This window comes from Bacillus sp. 95MFCvi2.1 (assembly GCF_000374965.1).
In the GTDB taxonomy this organism is placed as follows: domain Bacteria; phylum Bacillota; class Bacilli; order Bacillales; family Bacillaceae_G; genus Bacillus_A; species Bacillus_A pseudomycoides.
The window spans coordinates 115,238-137,192 of sequence record NZ_KB895703.1 but is presented as its reverse complement, the minus strand read 5'-3'; the positions used below and the strand labels follow the sequence as shown (position 1 = coordinate 137,192).

Annotated in this window: 23 protein-coding genes; 20 read left to right on the top strand and 3 right to left on the bottom strand. The window is 36.0% G+C overall.

Features of this window, described 5'->3' with window-relative positions; all coding sequences use genetic code 11:
• Positions 1–58: 58 nt before the first annotated feature.
• Positions 59–1,204 carry a DNA polymerase III subunit beta gene (dnaN, locus tag C568_RS0119095; RefSeq protein ID WP_003194151.1) on the bottom strand — a complete coding sequence of 382 codons (1,146 nt, stop codon included), beginning with the start codon at positions 1,202–1,204 and terminating at the stop codon, positions 59–61.
• A gap of 178 nt (positions 1,205–1,382) precedes the next feature.
• Entirely contained in the window at positions 1,383–2,723 is a 1,341-nt protein-coding gene (gene dnaA / locus C568_RS0119090) for a chromosomal replication initiator protein DnaA (protein WP_003194153.1), read from the bottom strand.
• Between the two features lie 563 nt (positions 2,724–3,286).
• Between dnaA and rpmH the strand changes: the two genes are divergently transcribed.
• The 10 genes from rpmH to C568_RS0119040 all read left to right on the top strand — a co-directional run bounded on the left by rpmH (position 3,287) and on the right by C568_RS0119040 (position 12,347).
• Entirely contained in the window at positions 3,287–3,421 is a 135-nt protein-coding gene (gene rpmH / locus C568_RS0119085; protein WP_000831901.1) for a 50S ribosomal protein L34, read from the top strand.
• A 76-nt stretch (positions 3,422–3,497) separates the two neighbouring features.
• Entirely contained in the window at positions 3,498–3,845 is a 348-nt protein-coding gene (gene rnpA, locus C568_RS0119080; protein WP_016112830.1) for a ribonuclease P protein component, read from the top strand.
• Between the two features lie 58 nt (positions 3,846–3,903).
• Entirely contained in the window at positions 3,904–4,671 is a 768-nt protein-coding gene (gene spoIIIJ, locus C568_RS0119075) for a YidC family membrane integrase SpoIIIJ (RefSeq protein WP_018782457.1), read from the top strand.
• Positions 4,668–5,285, top strand: a complete 618-nt coding sequence (gene jag / locus C568_RS0119070) for an RNA-binding cell elongation regulator Jag/EloR (RefSeq protein ID WP_018764823.1) — start codon at positions 4,668–4,670, stop codon at positions 5,283–5,285. The genes spoIIIJ and jag overlap by 4 nt, the downstream gene beginning before the upstream one ends.
• A 236-nt stretch (positions 5,286–5,521) precedes the next feature.
• The gene (mnmE, locus tag C568_RS0119065; protein ID WP_003202594.1) at positions 5,522–6,898 is read left to right on the top strand and encodes a tRNA uridine-5-carboxymethylaminomethyl(34) synthesis GTPase MnmE; all 1,377 of its coding nucleotides are present in this window, start codon (positions 5,522–5,524) and stop codon (positions 6,896–6,898) included.
• Between the two features lie 45 nt (positions 6,899–6,943).
• Positions 6,944–8,833 (top strand): tRNA uridine-5-carboxymethylaminomethyl(34) synthesis enzyme MnmG, encoded by a 1,890-nt coding sequence (mnmG, locus tag C568_RS0119060; protein ID WP_018782456.1) that lies wholly within the window; start codon positions 6,944–6,946, stop codon positions 8,831–8,833.
• Positions 8,834–8,854: 21 nt separating this feature from the next.
• A complete protein-coding gene (gene rsmG, locus C568_RS0119055; RefSeq protein ID WP_006096787.1) occupies positions 8,855–9,574 on the top strand; it encodes a 16S rRNA (guanine(527)-N(7))-methyltransferase RsmG in 720 nt (239 codons plus the stop codon).
• Positions 9,575–9,679: 105 nt separating this feature from the next.
• The gene (noc, locus tag C568_RS0119050; RefSeq protein WP_003209340.1) at positions 9,680–10,552 is read left to right on the top strand and encodes a nucleoid occlusion protein; all 873 of its coding nucleotides are present in this window, start codon (positions 9,680–9,682) and stop codon (positions 10,550–10,552) included.
• 189 nt (positions 10,553–10,741) lie between these two features.
• Positions 10,742–11,503 (top strand): sporulation initiation inhibitor protein Soj, encoded by a 762-nt coding sequence (gene soj, locus C568_RS0119045; protein WP_003202576.1) that lies wholly within the window; start codon positions 10,742–10,744, stop codon positions 11,501–11,503.
• Positions 11,496–12,347, top strand: coding sequence for a ParB/RepB/Spo0J family partition protein (locus tag C568_RS0119040; RefSeq protein WP_018782455.1), 852 nt, complete (start codon positions 11,496–11,498; stop codon positions 12,345–12,347). Before soj ends, C568_RS0119040 begins: the two co-directional genes overlap by 8 nt.
• A gap of 20 nt (positions 12,348–12,367) precedes the next feature.
• Here the strand turns inward: C568_RS0119040 and yyaC are convergent, their stop codons facing one another.
• Positions 12,368–12,964: a spore protease YyaC gene (gene yyaC, locus C568_RS0119035; protein ID WP_018782454.1), complete on the bottom strand. Its 597-nt coding sequence runs from the start codon at positions 12,962–12,964 to the stop codon at positions 12,368–12,370.
• 272 nt (positions 12,965–13,236) lie between these two features.
• Between yyaC and C568_RS0119030 the strand changes: the two genes are divergently transcribed.
• From C568_RS0119030 to dnaB, 10 genes are all read left to right on the top strand, one after another.
• Positions 13,237–14,118 (top strand): mechanosensitive ion channel family protein, encoded by an 882-nt coding sequence (locus tag C568_RS0119030; protein WP_003202583.1) that lies wholly within the window; start codon positions 13,237–13,239, stop codon positions 14,116–14,118.
• A 20-nt stretch (positions 14,119–14,138) separates the two neighbouring features.
• Entirely contained in the window at positions 14,139–14,336 is a 198-nt protein-coding gene (locus C568_RS0119025) for a DUF951 domain-containing protein (protein ID WP_018782453.1), read from the top strand.
• Positions 14,337–14,451: 115 nt separating this feature from the next.
• Positions 14,452–15,552 carry a redox-regulated ATPase YchF gene (gene ychF, locus C568_RS0119020; protein ID WP_006096782.1) on the top strand — a complete coding sequence of 367 codons (1,101 nt, stop codon included), beginning with the start codon at positions 14,452–14,454 and terminating at the stop codon, positions 15,550–15,552.
• Between the two features lie 192 nt (positions 15,553–15,744).
• A complete protein-coding gene (rpsF, locus tag C568_RS0119015; RefSeq protein ID WP_003209337.1) occupies positions 15,745–16,035 on the top strand; it encodes a 30S ribosomal protein S6 in 291 nt (96 codons plus the stop codon).
• 27 nt (positions 16,036–16,062) lie between these two features.
• Positions 16,063–16,575, top strand: coding sequence for a single-stranded DNA-binding protein (gene ssb, locus C568_RS0119010; protein ID WP_016112819.1), 513 nt, complete (start codon positions 16,063–16,065; stop codon positions 16,573–16,575).
• A gap of 45 nt (positions 16,576–16,620) precedes the next feature.
• The gene (rpsR, locus tag C568_RS0119005; protein WP_000918874.1) at positions 16,621–16,854 is read left to right on the top strand and encodes a 30S ribosomal protein S18; all 234 of its coding nucleotides are present in this window, start codon (positions 16,621–16,623) and stop codon (positions 16,852–16,854) included.
• Between the two features lie 80 nt (positions 16,855–16,934).
• A complete protein-coding gene (locus tag C568_RS0119000) occupies positions 16,935–17,873 on the top strand; it encodes a YybS family protein (RefSeq protein WP_003202592.1) in 939 nt (312 codons plus the stop codon).
• Positions 17,874–18,025: 152 nt separating this feature from the next.
• On the top strand, positions 18,026–19,999 hold the full coding sequence (locus C568_RS0118995; RefSeq protein WP_018764826.1) for a DHH family phosphoesterase: 1,974 nt from the start codon (positions 18,026–18,028) through the stop codon (positions 19,997–19,999).
• Positions 19,996–20,442 carry a 50S ribosomal protein L9 gene (gene rplI, locus C568_RS0118990; protein ID WP_018764827.1) on the top strand — a complete coding sequence of 149 codons (447 nt, stop codon included), beginning with the start codon at positions 19,996–19,998 and terminating at the stop codon, positions 20,440–20,442. The genes C568_RS0118995 and rplI overlap by 4 nt, the downstream gene beginning before the upstream one ends.
• 27 nt (positions 20,443–20,469) lie before the next feature.
• Positions 20,470–21,831 carry a replicative DNA helicase gene (dnaB, locus tag C568_RS0118985; protein WP_006096771.1) on the top strand — a complete coding sequence of 454 codons (1,362 nt, stop codon included), beginning with the start codon at positions 20,470–20,472 and terminating at the stop codon, positions 21,829–21,831.
• The last annotated feature ends 124 nt before the right edge of the window (positions 21,832–21,955 follow it).

The following is a 21,955-nucleotide window of genomic DNA, read 5'->3' as shown; positions in this document are numbered from 1 at the left end:
ACCCCGAAAATCAAATAAGGGCCACTAGCATATTCAAACTAGTAACCCTCACTCTCGCTTAGTAAGTACGAACTGGTAAAATTAATTGGATGATAGAATCATCATTTACTGTACGAATTAAGAATGGTCTCATCGCTCCAGTAAAACTAATTTTAATTTCTGTACTGTCTAACGCTTTTAATGCATCCATCATATATTTTGCACTAAAGGAGATTTTTAATTCTTCCCCTTCTATTTTTTCACATTGAACTTCCTCTACTACTTTTCCGATTTCTGGTGAATTTGAAGAAAGTTCCAGCATTTGTTGTTCTAACGTCGATAATTTCACAACATTATTGCGACCATCTCTTGCTAGTAAAGAAGCACGATCAATTGCTTGTAAAAACTCTTTTGTATTTACAAATATGTCGGTTTTACTTTCTGCCGGAATTAAACGTGTTGTATCCGGGTAATTCCCTTCTAACAACCTTGAGAAGAATAATAAATGTTTAGTTCGGAATAATACTTGATACTCCGTAATGACAATATCCACCATTTCTTCAGACTCATCTAGAATTTTGCTCAATTCATTTAAACTCTTACCAGGGATAACAACATTCGCTTGAAATTCATCAGAAATTGTATGACCTTCAATCTTCGCTTTACGAAGTGCTAACCTGTGACTATCTGTTGCAATACAAGTCAGTTCACTGTTATACACTTTCCAGTTTACACCTGTCAAGATCGGACGAGTTTCAGAACTTGAAACCGCAAATACAGTTTGACGAATCATATGTTTTAGTAAATCTGTCGGGATTTTAAATACATGATGTTCTTCAATTTGCGGTAATAATGGATATTCAGCAGCATCTAAACCATTTAGATTAAACTCTGACTTTCCAGATTTTATTTTTGTCATAAAATGATTTTCCACAGAGATTTCTACTGTGTCTTTTGGTAATTTTTTTACGATCTCACTAAAATATTTTGCTTGTAAAACAATGCTCCCCGATTGTGCAATTTCAACAATTTCTTTTCCATTTTCTTCAACTGGAATAAAAGATTCAATCGAAATATCAGCATCGCTTCCTGTCAATGTAACACCTTCTTCAGTTACTACAACTTTAATTCCTGTAAGTATGGGAATAGTTGTACGAGAGGAAACGGCCTTCATTACATCTTGTACACTTCTTACAAGATAGTCTTTTTGAATTGTAAAACGCATAGCGAAAACCTCCGGCAAGTATAAGATTTTATTTATTTAATAAATATAAAAAAATAGTAGTAATAGTAATAGGGCTTGTGGATATGTGGATAACTCCATTTAGAGACGGAAAAACAGTCTATCTACATGTGGATAGACTGTGTGTAAAACAAGGGAAGTTATTCACACTATTCAGCTACTACTTTAAAATATGATTGATTTCCTCAACTTGTTTTTGTAGTTGTGTATCAGTTTTTAATAGTTTTGAAATTTTTTCGTGCGCATGGATGACTGTTGTGTGGTCACGTCCACCAAATTCTTCACCAATTTTAGGTAAAGATGAATCTGTTAACTCACGTGATAGATACATTGCAATTTGGCGAGGAAACGCGACTGATTTTGTGCGTTTTTTTGCTTTAAAGTCTTCTAGTTTAACTTGAAAAACATCTCCAACGGCTTTTTGAATATCATAAATAGAAATAATCTTTGGTTTAGAATTTGGAATAATATCTTTAAGTGCTTCGGCAGCTAAATCCGCATTAATATCTTTATTAATTAAAGATGAATAAGCAACAACTCGAATAAGTGCACCTTCTAGTTCACGAATGTTCGAGTCAATTTGATTTGCGATATAGAGCATGACTTCATTTGGGATGTCAAGGCCTTCCGCTTTCGCTTTTTTTCGTAAAATCGCAATTCTCGTCTCTAAATCTGGCGGTGTAATATCTGTAATAAGTCCCCACTCAAAACGGGAGCGAAGGCGATCTTCTAATGTCGGAATCTCTTTTGGCGGTCGATCGCTTGAGATTACAATTTGCTTGCTTTCTTCATGTAGCGCATTAAATGTATGGAAGAACTCTTCTTGTGTTTGTTCTTTTCCAGCAAGAAATTGAATATCATCTATAAGCAAGACATCGACATTACGGTATTTATTACGGAAATCGACAGCTTTATTATCACGAATAGAGTTAATAAATTCATTTGTAAATTTTTCTGATGATAAATAAACAACCTTAGCATTCGGATTATGTTCAATGACATAATGACCAATTGCATGCATTAGGTGTGTTTTCCCAAGCCCAACTCCCCCATAAATAAATAGCGGGTTATATGCTTTTGCTGGTGCTTCAGCAACTGCTAATGAAGCTGCATGAGCAAAACGGTTCCCAGAGCCAATAACAAATGTATCAAACGTGTATTTTGGATTTAACATGCTCTGTGGTAAGTGATTGGACTCATCATTTATTCTTTTCTTTTTAGCAGGAGGATAGTCAATCTCCTCTTCAGTTTGACTTTGGGGAATAATAAAGCGAATTTCTAGTTTTGCTCCTGTTAAATCATAAAGTGTTTCTGAAATTAGTTCTGAATAATGAGATTCTAGCCAGTCACGAGCAAATTCATTCGGAGCTGTAATCGTTAATATATCTTTTTTCAAAGCATGTGCTTTGGTTGATTTCAACCATGTCTCATAACTTGGTTTACTGACCTTTTTTTCGAGTTCTTTCAAAGCACTATTCCATAAATCAGAGATATTTTCCAAAGGTGTCCCTCCTTTACAAAGATGGTAAAAGAATAAGGTTGTGCAACAATTGTACAACCTCAAAATAACGAAATGTATATTTATACGAAACGTATTTTAAAACCTAAAAACGTCGTTTGTATACGAGATAGAGTTTTCGACAAAAAATACAAATGTGGACAACTGTTTACCCACATGTGATTATAACTGTCCACATGTTATGCACAATTTGTGGATAAACTAAACTTGTGGAAAACTTGTTCAAGGTGAAAACACAACTATAATATCAAAAAAAGATAGCGATAGCAATGAATTTCAGAAAGTTATCCACAAAATCAATACCTTGTGGAATAAACTTGTCCACAATACGATATACTGTGTAAAAGTGAAAAAATAATTTGTGGATACAAAAAAATGAAAAATATATTATCCACAAAGAAATAAAACAGCTGTGAAAAAAATTGTGAATAGGTTCAAAATGAATATTTGATGAAAATTTAGAGAACCATTGACATTTTCCTAGTTGATTAACTATAATTTATAAGACTGTCTTTAACAGATATTCCTCAGGGAGGTGTCATATAATGAAAAGAACTTACCAACCAAATAAACGTAAGCGCAGCAAAGTACATGGTTTCCGCAGCCGTATGAGCACAGCGAACGGACGTAAAGTGCTAGCAGCTCGTCGTCGTAAAGGAAGAAAAGTATTATCTGCGTAGACCACTGATCGTTCAGTGGTCTTTTTTTCTAGTAATAATGAATTTCCGCTGATGAAATACAGGAGTGTCAATTGATATGAAGAAAAAAAATCGTATAAAGAAAAATGATGAATTTCAGGCTGTTTTTCAAAATGGAAAATCAAATGCAAATCGTCAGTTTGTGGTCTATCAGCTTGAAAAAGCGGAGCAATCATACTTTCGCATTGGTCTTTCCGTTAGCAAAAAGTTAGGAAATGCAGTAGTACGTAATCGAATTAAGCGTATGATTCGCCAATCGATTGCAGAATTAAAAGATGAGATAGATTCTGGAAAAGATTTTGTTATAATAGCAAGGAAGCCTTGTGCAGATATGACATACGAACAATTGAAGAAAAGCTTAATTCATGCTTTTAAGCGTTCTGGTATTAAAATAACAAACAAGTAGCGTAGGAAAAGGAAAATGAATTACACTATATACATACCGAAACAAGGAGGAGCAGGCTGTGAAAAAAAAGATAGGCTTACTAGTCATGGTTATTGCTTTAATGGCAATTGCTACTGGCTGTAATGAAACGAATCAGCCGATTACACCGAAAAGTACAGGGATCTGGAATGAATATTTCGTATACCCGCTTTCTCAGTTAATCACGTATTTTGCAAACTTATTTGGTAGTAATTATGGTTTAGCGATTGTTGTCACAACTCTTATCATTCGTTTTGCATTGTTACCATTAATGATTAAGCAGACGAAGAGTACGAAGGCAATGCAAGTATTGCAACCAGAAATGGCGAAGTTAAAAGAGAAATATAGTTCTAAAGACCAAGCGACGCAGCAAAAGTTACAACAAGAAATGATGCAGTTGTATAAAACACACGGTGTAAATCCATTAGCAGGTTGTTTACCAATTTTTATTCAAATGCCAATTTTATTCGCATTTTACCATGCAATTATGAGGACGGCAGAGATTAAGCAACATAGCTTCTTATGGTTTGATTTAGGACATGCGGATCCGTACTATATCCTTCCAATTGTTGCGGCAATCACAACATTTATTCAGCAAAAACTTGCAATGGCAGGTACTGCTGGACAAAATCCACAAATGGCAATGATGATTTGGCTTATGCCAATCATGATTTTAGTCTTTGCAATTAACTTCCCAGCAGCATTATCACTATATTGGGTAGTTGGTAACATCTTTGGTATCGCTCAAATGTATATGATCAAAGGGCCTGAAATTAAGGCTAGTAAGGCAGGAGGATCAAGCAAGTGAGTATAATTACTGCTAAAGGACAAACAGTCGAGCTGGCAGTACAAGATGCTTTAAGACAATTAAAAGTTTCAAGGGATCAAGTAGACGTGAATGTGATTGATGAGGGAAAGAGAGGATTTCTAGGTTTTATAGGGAATCGTCCAGCTATCGTGGAAGTTGTAATGAAGAAAGATCCCATTCAAGAAGCTGAGCAATACTTACAAAGTGTTGTTCAGGAAATGGGTGTGGATGTGATGATTACGAAAAATGTAAAGGGTCGAGAAATTGAGTTTACACTTTTTGGAAAAGATGTAGGGGTATTGATCGGAAAAAGAGGACATACATTAAATTCTTTACAATATTTAACAAAACTTGTTGCGAATCGCAGTACAAAGCAATATATTGGTATCACAATTGATGCTGAAAACTATCGTAGTAAGAGAAAAGATACGTTAGAATCGCTTTCTTATCGATTAGCAAAACAGGTCACGGTAACTAAAAAAAATGTTGTGTTAGAACCAATGCCTTCTTTTGAGAGAAAAATTATTCATCAAGCATTGTCCAATCATCCAAATGTAATTACAACTTCCGAAGGGAAAGAACCACATCGACATGTTGTAATATCTTCCAAATAACCGGTTACTCATTCGAGTACCGGTTTTTTTCTTGTTAATTTATGAAAAATAGATTGTGGATAACTGAAAAACACTAAACTTATCCACTGTGAATAAGTTTAGTGTTTTTTACATGAGGACATAATAAAATGAGTTATTATTCTTTTGTAGATAGGTTCGTTATGGTATCCTAATAGTTTAGTGAAAGAAAAAATCATGTTGAAATAGAGAGAAATAAGCAAGTGAGGTGAAAGGACATGGATTTTGATACAATTGCTGCAATTTCCACGGCACTTGGAGAAGGGGCAATTGCCATTGTTCGAGTAAGTGGAGAGGATGCGATTGAAAAGGTCAATCGCATTTTTAAAGGGAAAGATTTAACGGCAGTTTCTTCTCATACGATTCACTACGGTCATATTGTTGATTTAGATACAGATCAAGTTATCGAAGAGGTAATGGTATCGATTATGCGAGCGCCAAGGACATTTACGCGTGAAAATATTGTAGAGATCAATTGTCACGGTGGTCTTGTTTCTGTAAATAAAGTATTACAACTTATTTTGGCTCAAGGAGTGCGTTTGGCAGAACCGGGTGAATTTACAAAGCGTGCATTTTTAAATGGGCGTATTGACTTATCGCAAGCAGAAGCTGTAATGGATTTGATTCGTGCGAAAACAGATCGAGCGATGAACGTAGCAATGAATCAAATGGAAGGGCGATTATCTAAATTAATCGGTCGCCTTCGTCAGGAAATTTTAGAAACATTAGCTCATGTAGAAGTAAATATAGATTATCCAGAATACGATGATGTCGAAGAAATGACGCACAATATTTTAATTGAAAAAGCCACACATGTTCGCGGTGAAATTAAAAAAATATTGGAGACATCTAAGCAAGGGAAAATTTTACGAGAAGGAATTGCAACAGCAATTATCGGAAGACCGAACGTTGGGAAATCCTCGTTATTAAATAGTCTCGTGCAAGAGAAAAAGGCGATTGTGACAGATATAGCAGGAACAACGCGCGATGTAATTGAAGAGTATGTCAATGTGCGTGGTGTGCCACTTAAACTTATTGATACGGCGGGAATCCGTGAAACTGAAGATATTGTTGAACGAATCGGTGTAGAACGATCAAAAGAAATGATGGGACAGGCTGATTTAGTTCTAATTGTAGTAAACTATAGTGAAGCATTAACAAATGAAGATGAAGACTTATTCCGTGCAGTGCGAGGAAAAGACTTTATTGTCATTGTAAATAAAACGGATTTACCAAAGCAAATTGATATGAAACGTGTTACAGAATTAGCAGGTAAAAATCGTATGATCACAACGTCACTAATTGAAGAAAAAGGTGTGGATGAGCTAGAAAAAGCGATAGCAGATCTATTCTTTGAAGGAACAATTGAGTCAGCAGATATGACGTATGTTTCTAATGCGAGACATATCGGTTTATTAACACAAGCGGAAAAGACAATTGGAGATGCTATTGAGGCAATAGAGAACGGTGTGCCAATTGATATGGTTCAAATCGATCTAACAAGAACGTGGGAAATCCTTGGTGAAATTACTGGTGATACTGTTCATGAAAGCTTAATCGACCAATTATTTTCTCAATTTTGTTTAGGAAAATAACATATAGTTGTTTTAGAAGGATAGATAATTTTAGGAGGAATAATAATGGGATACAATGCCGGTTCTTACGATGTCATAGTAATCGGTGCAGGTCATGCAGGATGTGAAGCTGGGCTTGCAGCAGCACGAATGGGCTCAAAAACATTAATGTTAACAATTAATTTAGATATGGTTGCTTTTATGCCATGTAACCCTTCTGTTGGTGGACCAGCGAAAGGGATTGTTGTACGTGAGATTGATGCATTAGGCGGTGAGATGGGACGAAACATTGATAAAACTCACATCCAAATGCGTATGTTAAACACGGGAAAAGGTCCAGCTGTACGCGCTCTTCGTGCACAAGCGGATAAATTTTCATATCAACACGAATTAAAGAAAACAATTGAAGAAACGCCAAATTTAACATTACGTCAAGGAATGGTAGAGCGTCTAATTGTTGAGGATGATGTATGTAAAGGTGTAATTACACAATCAGGTGCTGAATATACAGCGAAAACAGTTGTGATTACAACGGGTACATTCCTACGTGGTGAGATTATCATGGGCGATTTAAAATACTCAAGTGGTCCGAATAATCAGCAACCATCTATCACATTATCTGAGCATCTAGAGGAACTTGGCTTTGATCTTGTCAGATTTAAAACAGGTACGCCTCCTCGTGTGAATAGCAATACAATTGATTATAGTAAAACGGAAATTCAACCGGGTGATGAAAAACCACGTGCATTTTCTTTTGAAACTACAAAATTTATTATGGATCAAATTCCATGTTGGTTAACATATACAAGTGAAGAGACACATCGTTTAATTGATCGAAACTTGCATCGTTCAGCTATGTATTCTGGTATGATTAAAGGAACAGGTCCACGTTACTGTCCTTCAATTGAAGATAAAGTGGTGCGATTTAACGATAAACCGCGTCATCAAATTTTCTTAGAGCCGGAAGGTCGTAATACACAGGAAGTATATGTACAAGGTTTGTCAACAAGTTTACCGGAAGATGTCCAGCGTGAAATGCTTAAAACGATTCCTGGTTTAGAGAATGTTGAGATGATGCGTACAGGTTATGCGATCGAATATGATGCAATTGTACCAACTCAGTTGTGGCCGACACTGGAGACGAAAAAAATTAAAAATTTATATACAGCAGGTCAAATTAACGGTACGTCTGGTTACGAAGAAGCAGCAGGACAAGGAATTATGGCCGGGATTAACGCAGCATGCCGCTCTCTAGGGAAGAAAGAGGTTATTTTAGGTCGTTCAGATGCTTATATTGGTGTTTTAATTGATGATCTTGTGACAAAAGGGACAAACGAACCATATCGTCTTTTAACATCCCGTGCTGAATACCGTCTATTATTGCGTCATGATAATGCCGATCTTCGTTTAACAGAAATTGGCCACGAAATTGGCTTAATTCCAGAAGAGCGTTACGGGCGTTTTACTGTGAAAAAGGAACAGATTGAACAAGAAAAATTACGTTTAGAAAGCATTATTATTAAACCACGTCCTGAAGTGCAAGAATTAATTCGCAGTGTTGGTGGGAGTGAATTAAAGGATGGAATACGTGCAAGTGACTTACTACGTCGTCCGGAAATGACGTATGAACATATTCGTATTCTTGTGCCAAGTGAAGTGGAAATACACGATGAAATTGCAGAGCAGGTAGAAATTCAAATTAAGTATGAAGGATATATTGAAAAATCCTTACAACAAGTAGAACGTATGAAGAAAATGGAAAGCAAAAAGATTCCTGTTGATATTGATTATGATGCGATTTCTGGAATCGCTTCTGAAGCAAGACAAAAATTAAAAGATGTTCGTCCTCTTTCTATGGGGCAAGCATCCCGTATTTCCGGAGTAAATCCAGCTGATATTTCCATTTTACTTGTGTATATTGAACAAGGAAAAATTGCGCGAGTATCGAACCAATAAATAATAAGGAGATATGGCAAGATGAACATAGAACAATTTCAATCTATGCTAGGAGAAAGAGGAATTAACCTTTCTCCTAGGCAATTAGAGCAATTTAAAATCTACTTTGAAACATTAGTAGAATGGAATGAGAAAATGAATTTAACAGCTATTACAGAGAAAGAAGAAGTGTATTTAAAACACTTTTTTGACTCGATTACAGCTGCTTTTTATAATGATTTTTCAAAGCCATTTTCTATTTGTGATGTCGGTGCAGGAGCAGGATTTCCAAGTATTCCATTGAAAATTTGTTTCCCGCATTTAAAAGTAACGATTGTAGATTCATTGCAAAAACGTATCAATTTTTTAAATCATTTAGCCCAAAAATTAGAGCTAAGTGATGTTGCGTTTTGTCATGATCGTGCTGAAACATTTGGGAAAAAAGAAGGTGTACGTGAATCATTTGATATCGTGATGGCGCGTGCGGTAGCACGTCTTTCTGTATTGAGTGAGTTATGTTTACCTCTTGTAAAAGTAGGTGGGACATTTATCGCTATGAAAGGTGCAGCTGCCAACGAAGAGATTGAAAATGGTAAGTATGCTTTAGAAATACTTGGCGGTGAACTAAAAGAGATTTCTACTTTCCAATTACCATTTGAAGAAAGTGAACGTAATATTTTAGCAATCGTGAAAAAGCGCAAAACACCAAAGAAATATCCGCGTAAGCCAGGGACACCCAATAAATTACCTATTGAAAAATAAATCTTATTAGACGTAAGATTAAATTATATAAATGAAAACGTAAATGTTTCATAGGAAACATTTCTGTGTAGGACATTCAATAGGCCCAAAGGTGGTGGAATATGTATGAAAAATACGTTTTCTCGTTTATTTGGCTTTGGAGATAAAGAGAGCGAATTCGAATTACAAAACGAAAGCCATGAAGAAATAGATAAAAAGATACATGAAGAAATACAAGAAATTCCGATAGCAAATATCATTCCCAATCGCTATCAACCACGTACAGTTTTTGATGCCGCGCGTATTGATGAACTTGCGTTGACCATTCGTACACATGGACTCATTCAACCAATTGTTATCAGGAAATATGAAGAAGATAAGTATGAAATTATTGCCGGGGAAAGACGTTTTCGTGCTGCAACGAAATTAGGGTGGGAAAAAGTTCCAGCGATTATTAAAAACTTAAATGATACGGAAACAGCTTCTGTTGCTCTCATTGAGAACTTGCAACGTGAGGAATTAACAGCAATTGAAGAGGCTGTTGCTTATCAAAAGCTAATTGAGTTACATAATTTAACACAAGAGGCATTAGCGCAGAGGCTCGGAAAAGGACAATCAACAATCGCAAATAAGTTGCGATTATTAAAGTTGCCTGAAGAAATTAAACGAGCATTGCTAGAAAAGAGTATTACAGAACGTCATGCCCGTGCCCTTATTCCTTTAAAAAATGAAGAATTACAGTTGAAAGTTTTACAAGAAATTGTAGAAAAGCAATTGAATGTAAAACAGACTGAGGAACGCATTGCTAAGCTATTGGAAGAAGTAAAACCAAAGCGTAAGGCAAAACAGAAAGCAGTAAGTCGTGATATGCGAATTGCAATGAATACAATTAGACAATCGCTACAAATGGTTACAAATAGTGGACTGAAAGTAAACTCTGAAGAAGAAGAATTTGATGAGTACTATCAGATCACAATTAAGATTCCTAAAAAAAAATAATTCATATTTGAAAGAGATCTCATCCTTTGGAGAGATCTCTTTTCCTATATTTTTCTTCTTAAATGAAGAAGGAGTTTTGGAATAAATTTTGAAGTTTAATAAGGATGCAAAAGAAAAATTTTCATTTCATGTTACAATAAACATAATTATTTTCAGAATAAGACAGAAAGGTTGAAAGTAGGTGACATCATGGGAAAAATCATTGCTATTGCTAATCAAAAAGGCGGTGTAGGGAAAACAACAACGTCTGTTAACCTAGGAGCTGGATTGGCACAGGTAGGAAAAAAAGTATTGCTTATTGATATTGATGCTCAGGGGAACGCAACGACAGGTGTAGGAATTGAAAAGTCGGAATTAGATCAATGTATTTATAATGTTCTTGTGGAAGATGCTGATGTTCAAGGGGTTATACAAAAAACCGCAACTGAAAATTTAGATGTTCTACCTGCTACAATTCAATTGGCAGGTGCTGAAATTGAACTGGTACCGACCATTTCCCGGGAAGTTCGTTTACAAAGGGCTTTGCAGCCAATCCGTAATGAATATGATTATATTATTATTGATTGTCCCCCATCTTTAGGCTTATTAACAATTAATGCACTAACGGCAGCAGATTCTGTTATTATTCCAGTTCAGTGTGAATACTACGCATTGGAAGGATTGAGTCAATTACTGAATACAGTTCGACTTGTACAAAAGCATTTAAATAAAAATTTAGCAATTCAAGGTGTACTATTAACCATGCTAGATGCACGTACAAATTTAGGGATTCAAGTTATAGATGAAGTGAAGAAATATTTTCGAGATAAAGTATATCGTTCTATTATTCCGCGCAATGTTCGTTTGAGTGAAGCACCAAGTCATGGAAAACCAATTATGCAGTATGATGCTAAATCAAGAGGTGCAGAAGTGTATATAGATTTAGCAGAGGAAGTGATTGCTGGTGGCTAAAGGATTAGGAAGAGGGATTAATGCTTTTTTTCCAGATTTAGATGTGAGAGAGGAAGAAAAAATTCAGGAAATTGCACTAACTGAATTAAGGCCAAACCCCTACCAACCGCGTAAAAACTTTCAAAAAGAAGCTATTCAAGAACTGGCAGCATCTATTAAAGAACATGGTATTTTACAGCCTTTAATCGTAAGGAAAAGTATTAAAGGATATGAAATCGTTGCTGGTGAACGTAGATACCGTGCTGCAAAAGAAGCATGCCTTGAAAAGGTGCCAGCTGTCGTTCGAGAATTAAATGAACAGCAAATGATGGAGTTTGCTTTGTTAGAAAATCTACAACGTGAAGATTTAAATCCAATGGAAGAAGCTTTGGCATATCAAATGCTAATGGATGAGTTGAATGTAACTCAAGAGCAATTAGCAAAGCGCCTTGGAAAAAGTAGGCCATATATTGCTAATTATGTTCGGTTGCTTACACTTCCTTTATTTGTTCAAGAAATGATTGCGAATGGAAGTCTATCCATGGCACATGGACGGACATTACTTACAATAAAAGATGAAGAACAGCTAAAGTCTTTATTAAAGCGTATTGAAAAAGAAGGATTGAATGTTAGACAGCTAGAGCAAATTGTTCAACAGATTCATCAACGCGTTTCACGTGAAACAAAGACAGTGAAGCGAGAGCGGAATATATTTTTCGAAGAGCGCGAAACATTGTTAAGAGAAAAGTTTGGAACAGGTGTAAAAATTAAAGAAACAAAGAAAGAAAAAGGGAAAATTGAAATAGAATTTTTCGATAAGGAAGATTTAAATCGCATTTTAGAATTATTATCTGGGGAAAACTGAAAAGCAAACCATCTTTTTATTTATAGATGGTTTGCCTTTTTTAATACAGATAATTTCTGATCTGTTTCCGTTATACTTTGGGCAATAACGTCCGCCATTTTCATAACGAGGCTTAATCTTGTATTTTGCAAGACAAAAAATTCCATGAAACCATTTAAATTTACGATACCATGTATGTGTAGCTCGCCAATTGCAGGTAACTTTTTGTTCATTGCTGCACCAGGTTTACTAGGTCCTTCACCAACAGTTATGGAACCGATACTTTGTGATTTTCCAAGACAAGCATCAATGGCAATAATAAAAGAATCAGGAATTAAAGTTTGTATATTCTGAATTTTATCTTCGAGATTTAACGCATGGATTGGTTCATCAAGTGTGCCGAATACGTGGAAATTTTGAATGTTCATTTGTTCTAGTTTAGATCCGACTAGTGGGCCAAGGGCGTCACCGGTTGAACGATCTGTTCCTATGCAAATTAGGCTGAGGGGGGTATTTTGACTAATAGGTATATGTGAGAGAAGAAAATCACTAATTGTTGTACAAGCCTCTAAATCGTGATGCATAATATTTTGTGATTCTTTTTCAAAAAAAGGTAAGCGGAAATTCCCTATATTCATGAATCATCCATCCTTCTGATAAATTTTATGATTCACTGTAAAGTTTTATTGAAAAAAATGTAATATGGAAAATTATAAGTTCTTTATTTTTGCAAGCCGTTTATAAAACAGGAAATAATAGTACTAGTATATATATATTCATTACATTTTATACCTGAATCAAAGTGAACAAATGCAAATACAGCAATAAATTTTTTTTCAGAAATGGAGAAAACTTCTGATACAATAAAGAATGAATGAAAAAGAAATTTTTATCGGAGAGGTAGAAGTATATGGATGTATTAACACAAGGATTCGAAGCTACCAAGAGATATTTATTAGATTCAGATCGTTGGGCTTATGTCGGAATGGCAACATTAAAAATATTGATAATTTTAGTACTTGGTGCAGTAGTAGTACGTATTGCTAGAGCAATTGTAAGAAATGCATTCCGTATGGGAAGTCGTTCACCAATTCAAATCTCAGAGCGTCGTACAGTTACAGTAGCGAAATTGCTTGAAAACATTGTGGCATACGTTGTTATGTTCATAATGTTAATAGCGATTTTAGGCGTATTTAACATTAATGCATCAGGTTTACTAGCTGGGGCTGGGGTAATCGGTTTAGCAGTCGGTTTTGGTGCTCAAAGCTTAGTAAAAGATGTTATTACAGGATTGTTTATTTTATTAGAAGATCAGTTTTCGGTAGGTGACCATGTTCGTATCGGTCAATTTGAAGGTGTAGTTTTAGAAATTGGATTACGTACAACAAAGATAAAAAGCTGGACAGGGGAAATCCATATTTTGCCAAATGGTGGTATTACGCAAGTAACGAACTTTTCCATTAGTAATAGTGTAGCTTTTGTTGATATATCAATTTCCTATGAAGGTGATATAGCACGAGCAGAACAGGTAATTGAAGATTTATTAGAGGAATTACCTGAAAGATATGAAGAAATGGTAGCAAAACCAGAATTATTAGGAATTCAAACACTTGCTGCATCTGAAGTTGTACTACGTGTTGTCTCTGAAGTAGAACCAATGAAACATATGGCTATTGCTAGAGCCCTTCGTAAAGAGATTAAAAATCGTCTTGATTTACATGGTATTGAAATTCCATATCCACGTATGGTCTTATATAATCGGGAAGAAATGGTTAGTGAGAAAGCAAATTAGTTGTGAGAGGGGTTTAGAGAGTGGAGCAAAAGCAATATAACTTGTACGATGTTGTGGAAATGAAGAAGGCCCATCCATGTGGTGTAAATCGTTGGAAAATTATTCGTATGGGAATGGATATCCGCGTTAAGTGCGAGGGATGTGGCCATTCGGTAATGATTCCTCGAAGAGAGTTTGATCGCAAGGTGAAAAAAATTCTTGTAAAGCATGAAGAATAGAGAAGAAGTAACAGCTGCTCCAGGCAGCTGTTACTTTTTTGAACTTTTAGGGAACTTGTCATTTTATTCGTTACTATCTATAATGATGGAAGATTGAGACATAGGAGTGAAAAATATGGGATTAACGGCTGGGATTGTTGGTTTACCTAACGTAGGGAAATCAACATTATTTAATGCAATTACACAAGCGGGAGCAGAATCTGCAAACTATCCATTCTGTACAATTGATCCGAACGTAGGGATTGTAGAAGTACCAGATGAACGCTTAAATAAATTAACGGAACTAGTAGAACCGAAAAAAACTGTTCCAACTGTATTTGAATTTACTGATATCGCGGGTATCGTAAAAGGTGCAAGTAAAGGTGAAGGATTAGGAAACAAATTCTTATCTCATATTCGCCAAGTAGACGCAATTTGCCAAGTTGTTCGTTGTTTTGAGGATGAAAATATTACACACGTTTCAGGAAAAGTAGATCCAATTGATGATATTGAAACAATCAATTTAGAGCTAATTTTAGCAGATTTAGAATCTGTTGATAAACGTATTGAACGTGTAGCGAAATTAGCAAGACAAAAGGATAAAGAAGCAGTATATGAGCACGAAATTTTAGTTCGCTTAAAAGAAGCATTTGAAGCGGGAAAACCAGCTCGTACTGTTGAGTTTACAGAAGAACAAATGAAAATTGTTAAAGGTCTTCATTTGCTTACGACGAAAGAGATGCTTTATGTAGCAAACGTAAGTGAAGATGATATCATGGATCCATCTGAAAATGAATATGTGCAGATGGTAAAAGAATTTGCGGCAAATGAAAATTCACAAGTAATTGTTGTTTGTGCAAAAATTGAATCAGAAATTGCTGAGTTAGATGAGGAAGAGAAAAAAGTATTCCTTGAAGAGTTGGGCATTGAAGAATCAGGTTTAGATCAGCTGATTCGTGCTGCATACGACTTATTAGGCTTAGCTACTTATTTCACAGCTGGTGTACAAGAAGTACGTGCATGGACGTTTAAGAAAGGTATGAAGGCACCACAATGTGCTGGTGTTATTCATACAGACTTTGAACGTGGATTTATTCGTGCTGAAACAGTTTCATATGATGATTTAATGGAGAACGGTTCTATGACAGCAGCTAAAGAAGCTGGAAAAGTACGTTTAGAAGGAAAAGAGTATATCGTAAAAGATGGAGATGTTATGCACTTCCGCTTTAACGTGTAATTTTATATTTCCTAGGAAAAATAGGGATATAAACTTGGCAAATATATCATATGTTTGCCAAGTTTTTTATTTATTGGTTAGTTGATTCATCTAACTTACTATGATATAATCTAAACTCGTGAGTAATTACTATATAATTAATTGCTCCTTGCCCATTATGGGCCGTTTAGACCAAAAGGAGGTGAAAGTGTAATGAAAAAGTACGAAATCATGTACATCATCCGTCCAAACATGGAGGAAGAAGCTCAAAAAGCTTTAGTTGAGCGCTTCGCAGGCGTTTTAACTAACAATGGTGCAGAAATCATTAACACAAAAGAGTGGGGTAAGCGTCGTTTAGCTTACGAAATCAACGACTTACGTGACGGTTTCTACATGATCTTAAACGTAAATTCTGATGCAGAAGCTGTTAAAGAATTCGATCGTTTAGCTAAGATCAACGAAGATATCCTTCGTCACATCGTTGTTAAAGAAGAAGAAAAATAATTAAGATATATAGGGAGAGTGGTTCGATTGATGAATCGTGTTATCCTCGTTGGTCGTTTAACTAAGGACCCTGACTTACGTTACACGCCCAATGGTGTTGCGGTAGCTACTTTCACGTTAGCTGTAAATCGCGCATTTGCAAATCAACAAGGTGAGCGTGAAGCTGACTTTATTAATTGTGTAATATGGCGTAAACAAGCAGAAAACGTGGCGAATTATTTGAAAAAAGGTAGCTTAGCAGGCGTAGATGGACGTCTTCAAACTCGTAATTATGAGGGGCAAGATGGTAAACGTGTATATGTAACAGAGGTTCTTGCGGAGAGCGTACAATTTTTAGAGCCGCGTAATGGCGGTGGGGAGCAACGTGGTTCATTCAATCAGCAACCATCAGGAGCTGGTTACGGTAACCAAGGCTCTAACCCATTTGGTCAATCTGGTAATTCAGGTAACTCAGGTAACTCTGGATTTACGAAGAATGACGATCCATTTTCAAATGTAGGTCAACCGATTGATATTTCGGACGACGATTTACCATTCTAATGGTATAGATCGGTTATTTTTAACAAAGAATGGAGGGAAATAGACATGGCAGGACGCAAAGGTGGACGTGCGAAACGTCGTAAGGTGTGTTTCTTCACATCTAACGGCATCACTCGCATTGACTATAAAGATGTTGATTTATTAAAACGTTTCGTTTCTGAGCGTGGTAAAATTTTACCTCGTCGTGTAACTGGAACAAGCGCAAAATACCAACGCAAACTTACAGTTGCAATTAAACGTGCTCGTCAAATGGCACTTTTACCATATGTTGGTGAATAATAGCGTATGAAATGCACAGTAGAGTCGGACTCTACTGTGCATTTTGCTATGCTTTTCTTTTTAGAAATAGGAGGTAAAAGATGAAACGTACAAGGCTTATTACAGAAGGGGCAGTTTTGTTAGCTGTATATGCAGTTTTACTTTTAACGTTCTTGTATGTACCTGTTATAAGTATGGTTGCAATATTTGCACTTCCATTGCCTTTTCTATTGTTTATGGTAAGGTATCCGTTTTCTAGTACATGTATGCTGTTTGGAGCATCGATTCTTGTTACTATCATTATTAGTTCGCCACTTAGTCTTGTGAATACATTCATGTCAGGCATAATAGGCATCTCTTTAGGATATATGTATAAGAAGAAAAAAGGACCAGCAGAAATATTATTGGTAGGAACGCTTGTATATTTGCTTAATTTTGTACTAGTTTATGTGGCGAGTATACAATTTTTTAACATAGATTTTCTTAAGGAAATGCAAGATATGTTCAAACAAGGAATGGAACAAAGTGAGAAAATAATGAAGGCAGCAGGTGCGCCAATTAACCAAGAGCAAAAAGATTTATTAGGGCAATTTAGTGATATGCTTCGAATTCTTCTGCCAAGTTTGCTTGTAATGGTTTCTTTAATATATTCTTGGATTACAGTATTAATAGCAGGGAATGTTTTAAAGAGATTAAAGTATGCGATAGAGCCATGGCCTAAGTTTAGGGATATGCGATTGCCAAAAAGCATTGTCTGGTATTATGTAGTATTTATTTTACTTTCAACATTTATGAAGGTGGAATCAGATTCATATGTGTATATGGCATTTTCTAATCTATATGCCATCTTTTCATTGTTGCTCCTATTCCAAGGTTTTTCATTTATAGCCTTCTTTGCGCATGTAAAAGGTTATGCAAAAGCGATCCCTATTCTCAGTTTTATCGTATGTATGATTATTCCAATGTTGTTTCCACTAGTAACAATCTTAGGTATAATTGATTTAGGCTTTTCGTTACGTTCTAAAATACAACCAAAATAAGCAAAGACGAGAGAAGGGTATATGAGCTTATTATATGACGTAAGCTTTTAATGGAAGTTTAACTTTGGGGCGTTTAATCTGTTCAACTGACCATTGATGGAAATTGAATGATTTCCTATTTGTGTTAGTTTTACTTTATAGGAGTTGGGTACATGCCTGAATTTTATAAGAGACAGCGGTTTTTATATCCTGTTTATGTATTAGCTTTTTTTATGCTTGTGCTTATTACCATTCTCGGTTATTTGCACTGGATAATGGGAATGGCCGCTTTTTTTATTTTTTGTATTGTTCTCTTTTTTGTAATTCGATTTGAGCTAGCCTTTCAGAGGAATTTTGAAAAGTATACAACGGATATGATTACAAGAGTAAAGAAAGTAAGTAATGAAGCGTTTAATCAAATGCCAATTGGTATTTTGTTATACAATAAGGATTATGGAATTGATTGGGCAAATCCTTATTTGTCCTCTTGTTTGGGGCAACACTCTTTAGCAGGATGGCATTTGTATGATGTATCAGAAACATTACTCCTCTTTATTAAAGGAGAAACTGCGGATGATATTGTATCTTTAAATAATCGTAAGTTTCGTGTGTTTGTAAGGAAAGAAGAAAAGTTAATTTATTTCTTCGATGTAACAGAGCAAACAGAAATTGAAAAAATGTATGAGGATCAGCGTACAGTTCTCGCGATTATTTATTTGGACAACTATGATGAAGTTACACAAGGTTTGGATGACCAATTGCGTACGAACATCACGAGTCTTGTGACATCACGTCTAAATGAGTGGGCTATCAAATACGGTGCATATTTAAAACGAGCTTCTTCAGAGAGATTCTTTGTTGTGTTAAATGAAAGTATTCTGGCACAAATGGAGAAAGGAAAGTTTGATATTTTAGATCAAGTGCGTGAAGAAACATCAAAACGAAATATTCCACTTACATTAAGTATTGGTGTAGGATCAGGCGACTTATCTTTATCAGAGCTTGGTGCGATGGCACAATCGGGTTTAGATCTTGCTTTAGGGCGAGGTGGAGATCAAGTTGCGATTAAACAAGCGACAGGTAAAGTGAAATTTTATGGTGGCAAGACAAATCCAGTGGAAAAACGCACGCGTGTACGTGCACGGGTTATCTCTCATGCATTGAAAGATTTAGTATTAGAGAGCAGTAATGTTATTATAATGGGTCATAGAGCTCCTGATATGGATGCAATTGGGGCGGCCATTGGAATTTTAAAAGTAGCACAGTTGAATGAGCGTGAAGGGTACATTGTACTAGACGAGAATGACTCTGATAAAGGTATTAAACGTTTAATGGATAAGGTAAAGCAAAATGAGGATTTATGGTCTCGTTTTATTACACCACAGCAGGCTATGGAATTTGCAACAGACGATTCATTGCTTGTCGTTGTTGATACACACAAACCATCAATGGTGATGGAGGAAAAGCTTTTGCATAAGATTGAAAATGTAGTTGTGATTGACCATCATCGCCGTGGTGAGGAATTTATTGAGGATCCTCTTCTTGTGTACATGGAGCCATATGCGTCTTCGACAGCTGAACTTGTGACGGAACTTCTTGAATATCAGCCGAAACGTTTGAAAATGACAATGTTAGAAGCTACAGCATTACTTGCAGGGATTATAGTGGATACGAAAAGCTTTACATTCCGGACAGGTGCCCGTACATTTGATGCAGCTTCTTATCTACGCTCGCATGGAGCGGATACAGTACTTGTACAAGAATTGTTAAAAGAAGATATGGAGCAGTATTTACGAGTTGCAAAAACAATTCAAAATGCTTACATTTATAAAAATGGAATTGCAATTGCGAAAGTAGACGGCGATGAATATTATGATCAAGTATTAATCGCACAATCAGCTGATACGTTGCTGACAATGACAGGAGTAATCGCATCTTTTGTCATTGCAAAACGTGGGGAAAGCTTCATTGGAATTAGTGGGCGTTCTTTAGGCGAAGTAAACGTGCAACTAATTATGGAAAATCTAGGTGGCGGCGGACATTTAACGAATGCAGCTACACAAATGAAAAATGTAACAGTAGATGAAGCTCAAGATAAACTTCAATTTGTTATTGATGACTATTTACAGGGAGGCACACAATCATGAAGGTAATTTTTCTAAAAGACGTAAAAGGTAAAGGGAAAAAAGGAGAAATAAAGAACGTACCAGATGGTTATGCAAATAACTTCTTACTAAAACAAGGATTAGCTGCGGAAGCAACAAATAGCAGCATGAAAACGTTAGAAGCACAAAAACGTAAAGAAGAAAAAGATGCAGCGGCTGAACTTGAGAATGCGAAAGAGTTAAAAGAAACTCTAGAGAAATTAACTGTAGAATTAAAAGCAAAGTCTGGTGAAGGTGGTCGTTTATTTGGTTCTATTACAAGTAAACAAATTGTAGATGCGATGCAAAAAGCACATAATATTAAGCTTGATAAACGTAAGTTTGAAATGGACGATGCAATTCGTGCATTAGGATATACAAACGTAACTGTGAAATTACATCCACAAGTAACAGCGACAGTAAAAGTTCATGTTAGTGAACAATAAAAATAAGTTAGGCAAGGAGGATTGCGTATGAGTGACGTACTTGCTGATCGTACCCCTCCGCATAATATAGAGGCTGAGCAAGCGGTTTTAGGTGCGATATTTCTTGATCAAGATGCATTAACTTCAGCTTCAGAACTGCTAATGCCGGAATCTTTCTATCGAACAGCACACCAAAAGATTTTTGAAGTTATGCTTAAACTATCTGATAAAGGAGAACCTATTGATTTAGTTACCGCAACAGCAGCGCTTGCCGATCAAGGGTTGTTAGAAGAAGTTGGTGGTGTTTCTTATTTAGCTGAATTAGCGGAGGCTGTTCCGACAGCGGCCAACGTAGAATATTATGCACGCATTATTGCTGAAAAATCACTTTTGCGTCGTTTGATTCGAACGGCAACTCATATTGTTTCAGATGGATATGAGAGAGAAGATGATGTGGAAGGTCTTTTAAATGAGGCGGAGAAAAAAATATTAGAAGTATCACATCAGACAAATGCAAAGGCATTCCAAAATATTAAGGATGTTCTTGTAGATGCTTATGATAAAATTGAACTTTTGCATAATCAAAAAGGTGAAGTTACAGGAATACCAACTGGATTTACTGAATTAGATAAGATGACAGCGGGATTTCAACGTAACGATTTAATCATTGTGGCAGCTCGTCCTTCAGTGGGAAAAACGGCCTTTTCACTGAATATCGCGCAAAACGTAGCGACTAAAACAGATGAAAATGTGGCTATTTTCAGTTTAGAGATGGGTGCTGATCAGCTTGTTATGCGTATGCTTTGTGCAGAAGGAAATATTGATGCACAAAGGCTTCGTACTGGTTCATTAACTTCAGATGATTGGGCAAAGCTGACAATGGCAATGGGAAGTCTTTCGAATGCTGGAATATATATTGATGATACGCCGGGAATTCGTGTTAGTGAGATTCGTGCGAAATGTCGTAGGCTAAAACAAGAGCAAGGGCTTGGAATGATTCTAATTGATTACCTACAGCTTATTCAAGGTAGTGGCAAATCCGGTGAAAACCGTCAGCAGGAAGTATCTGAAATCTCCCGTACATTAAAAGGAATTGCGCGTGAGCTACAAGTTCCTGTTATTGCCTTATCTCAGCTCTCTCGTGGTGTTGAATCTCGTCAAGATAAACGTCCGATGATGTCTGATATTCGTGAATCAGGAAGTATTGAGCAGGATGCCGATATTGTGGCATTCTTGTATCGTGAAGATTACTATGATCGTGAAACAGAAAATAAAAACACGATTGAGATTATCATTGCAAAGCAACGTAATGGTCCGGTAGGTTCTGTAGAGCTCGCATTCGTGAAGGAATTTAACAAATTCGTAAACTTAGAGCGACGTTTTGACGATGGACATGCGCCACCTGCATAGTAGAAGTATAAAAAAGAAACACATTTCTTATAATAAGATGTGTTTCTTTTTTTTATGAATAAAAGATAGGGCTTTCATCGTGTGAATAAAGAATTCTTACGAACGAAATTGATAAAAGATAAAA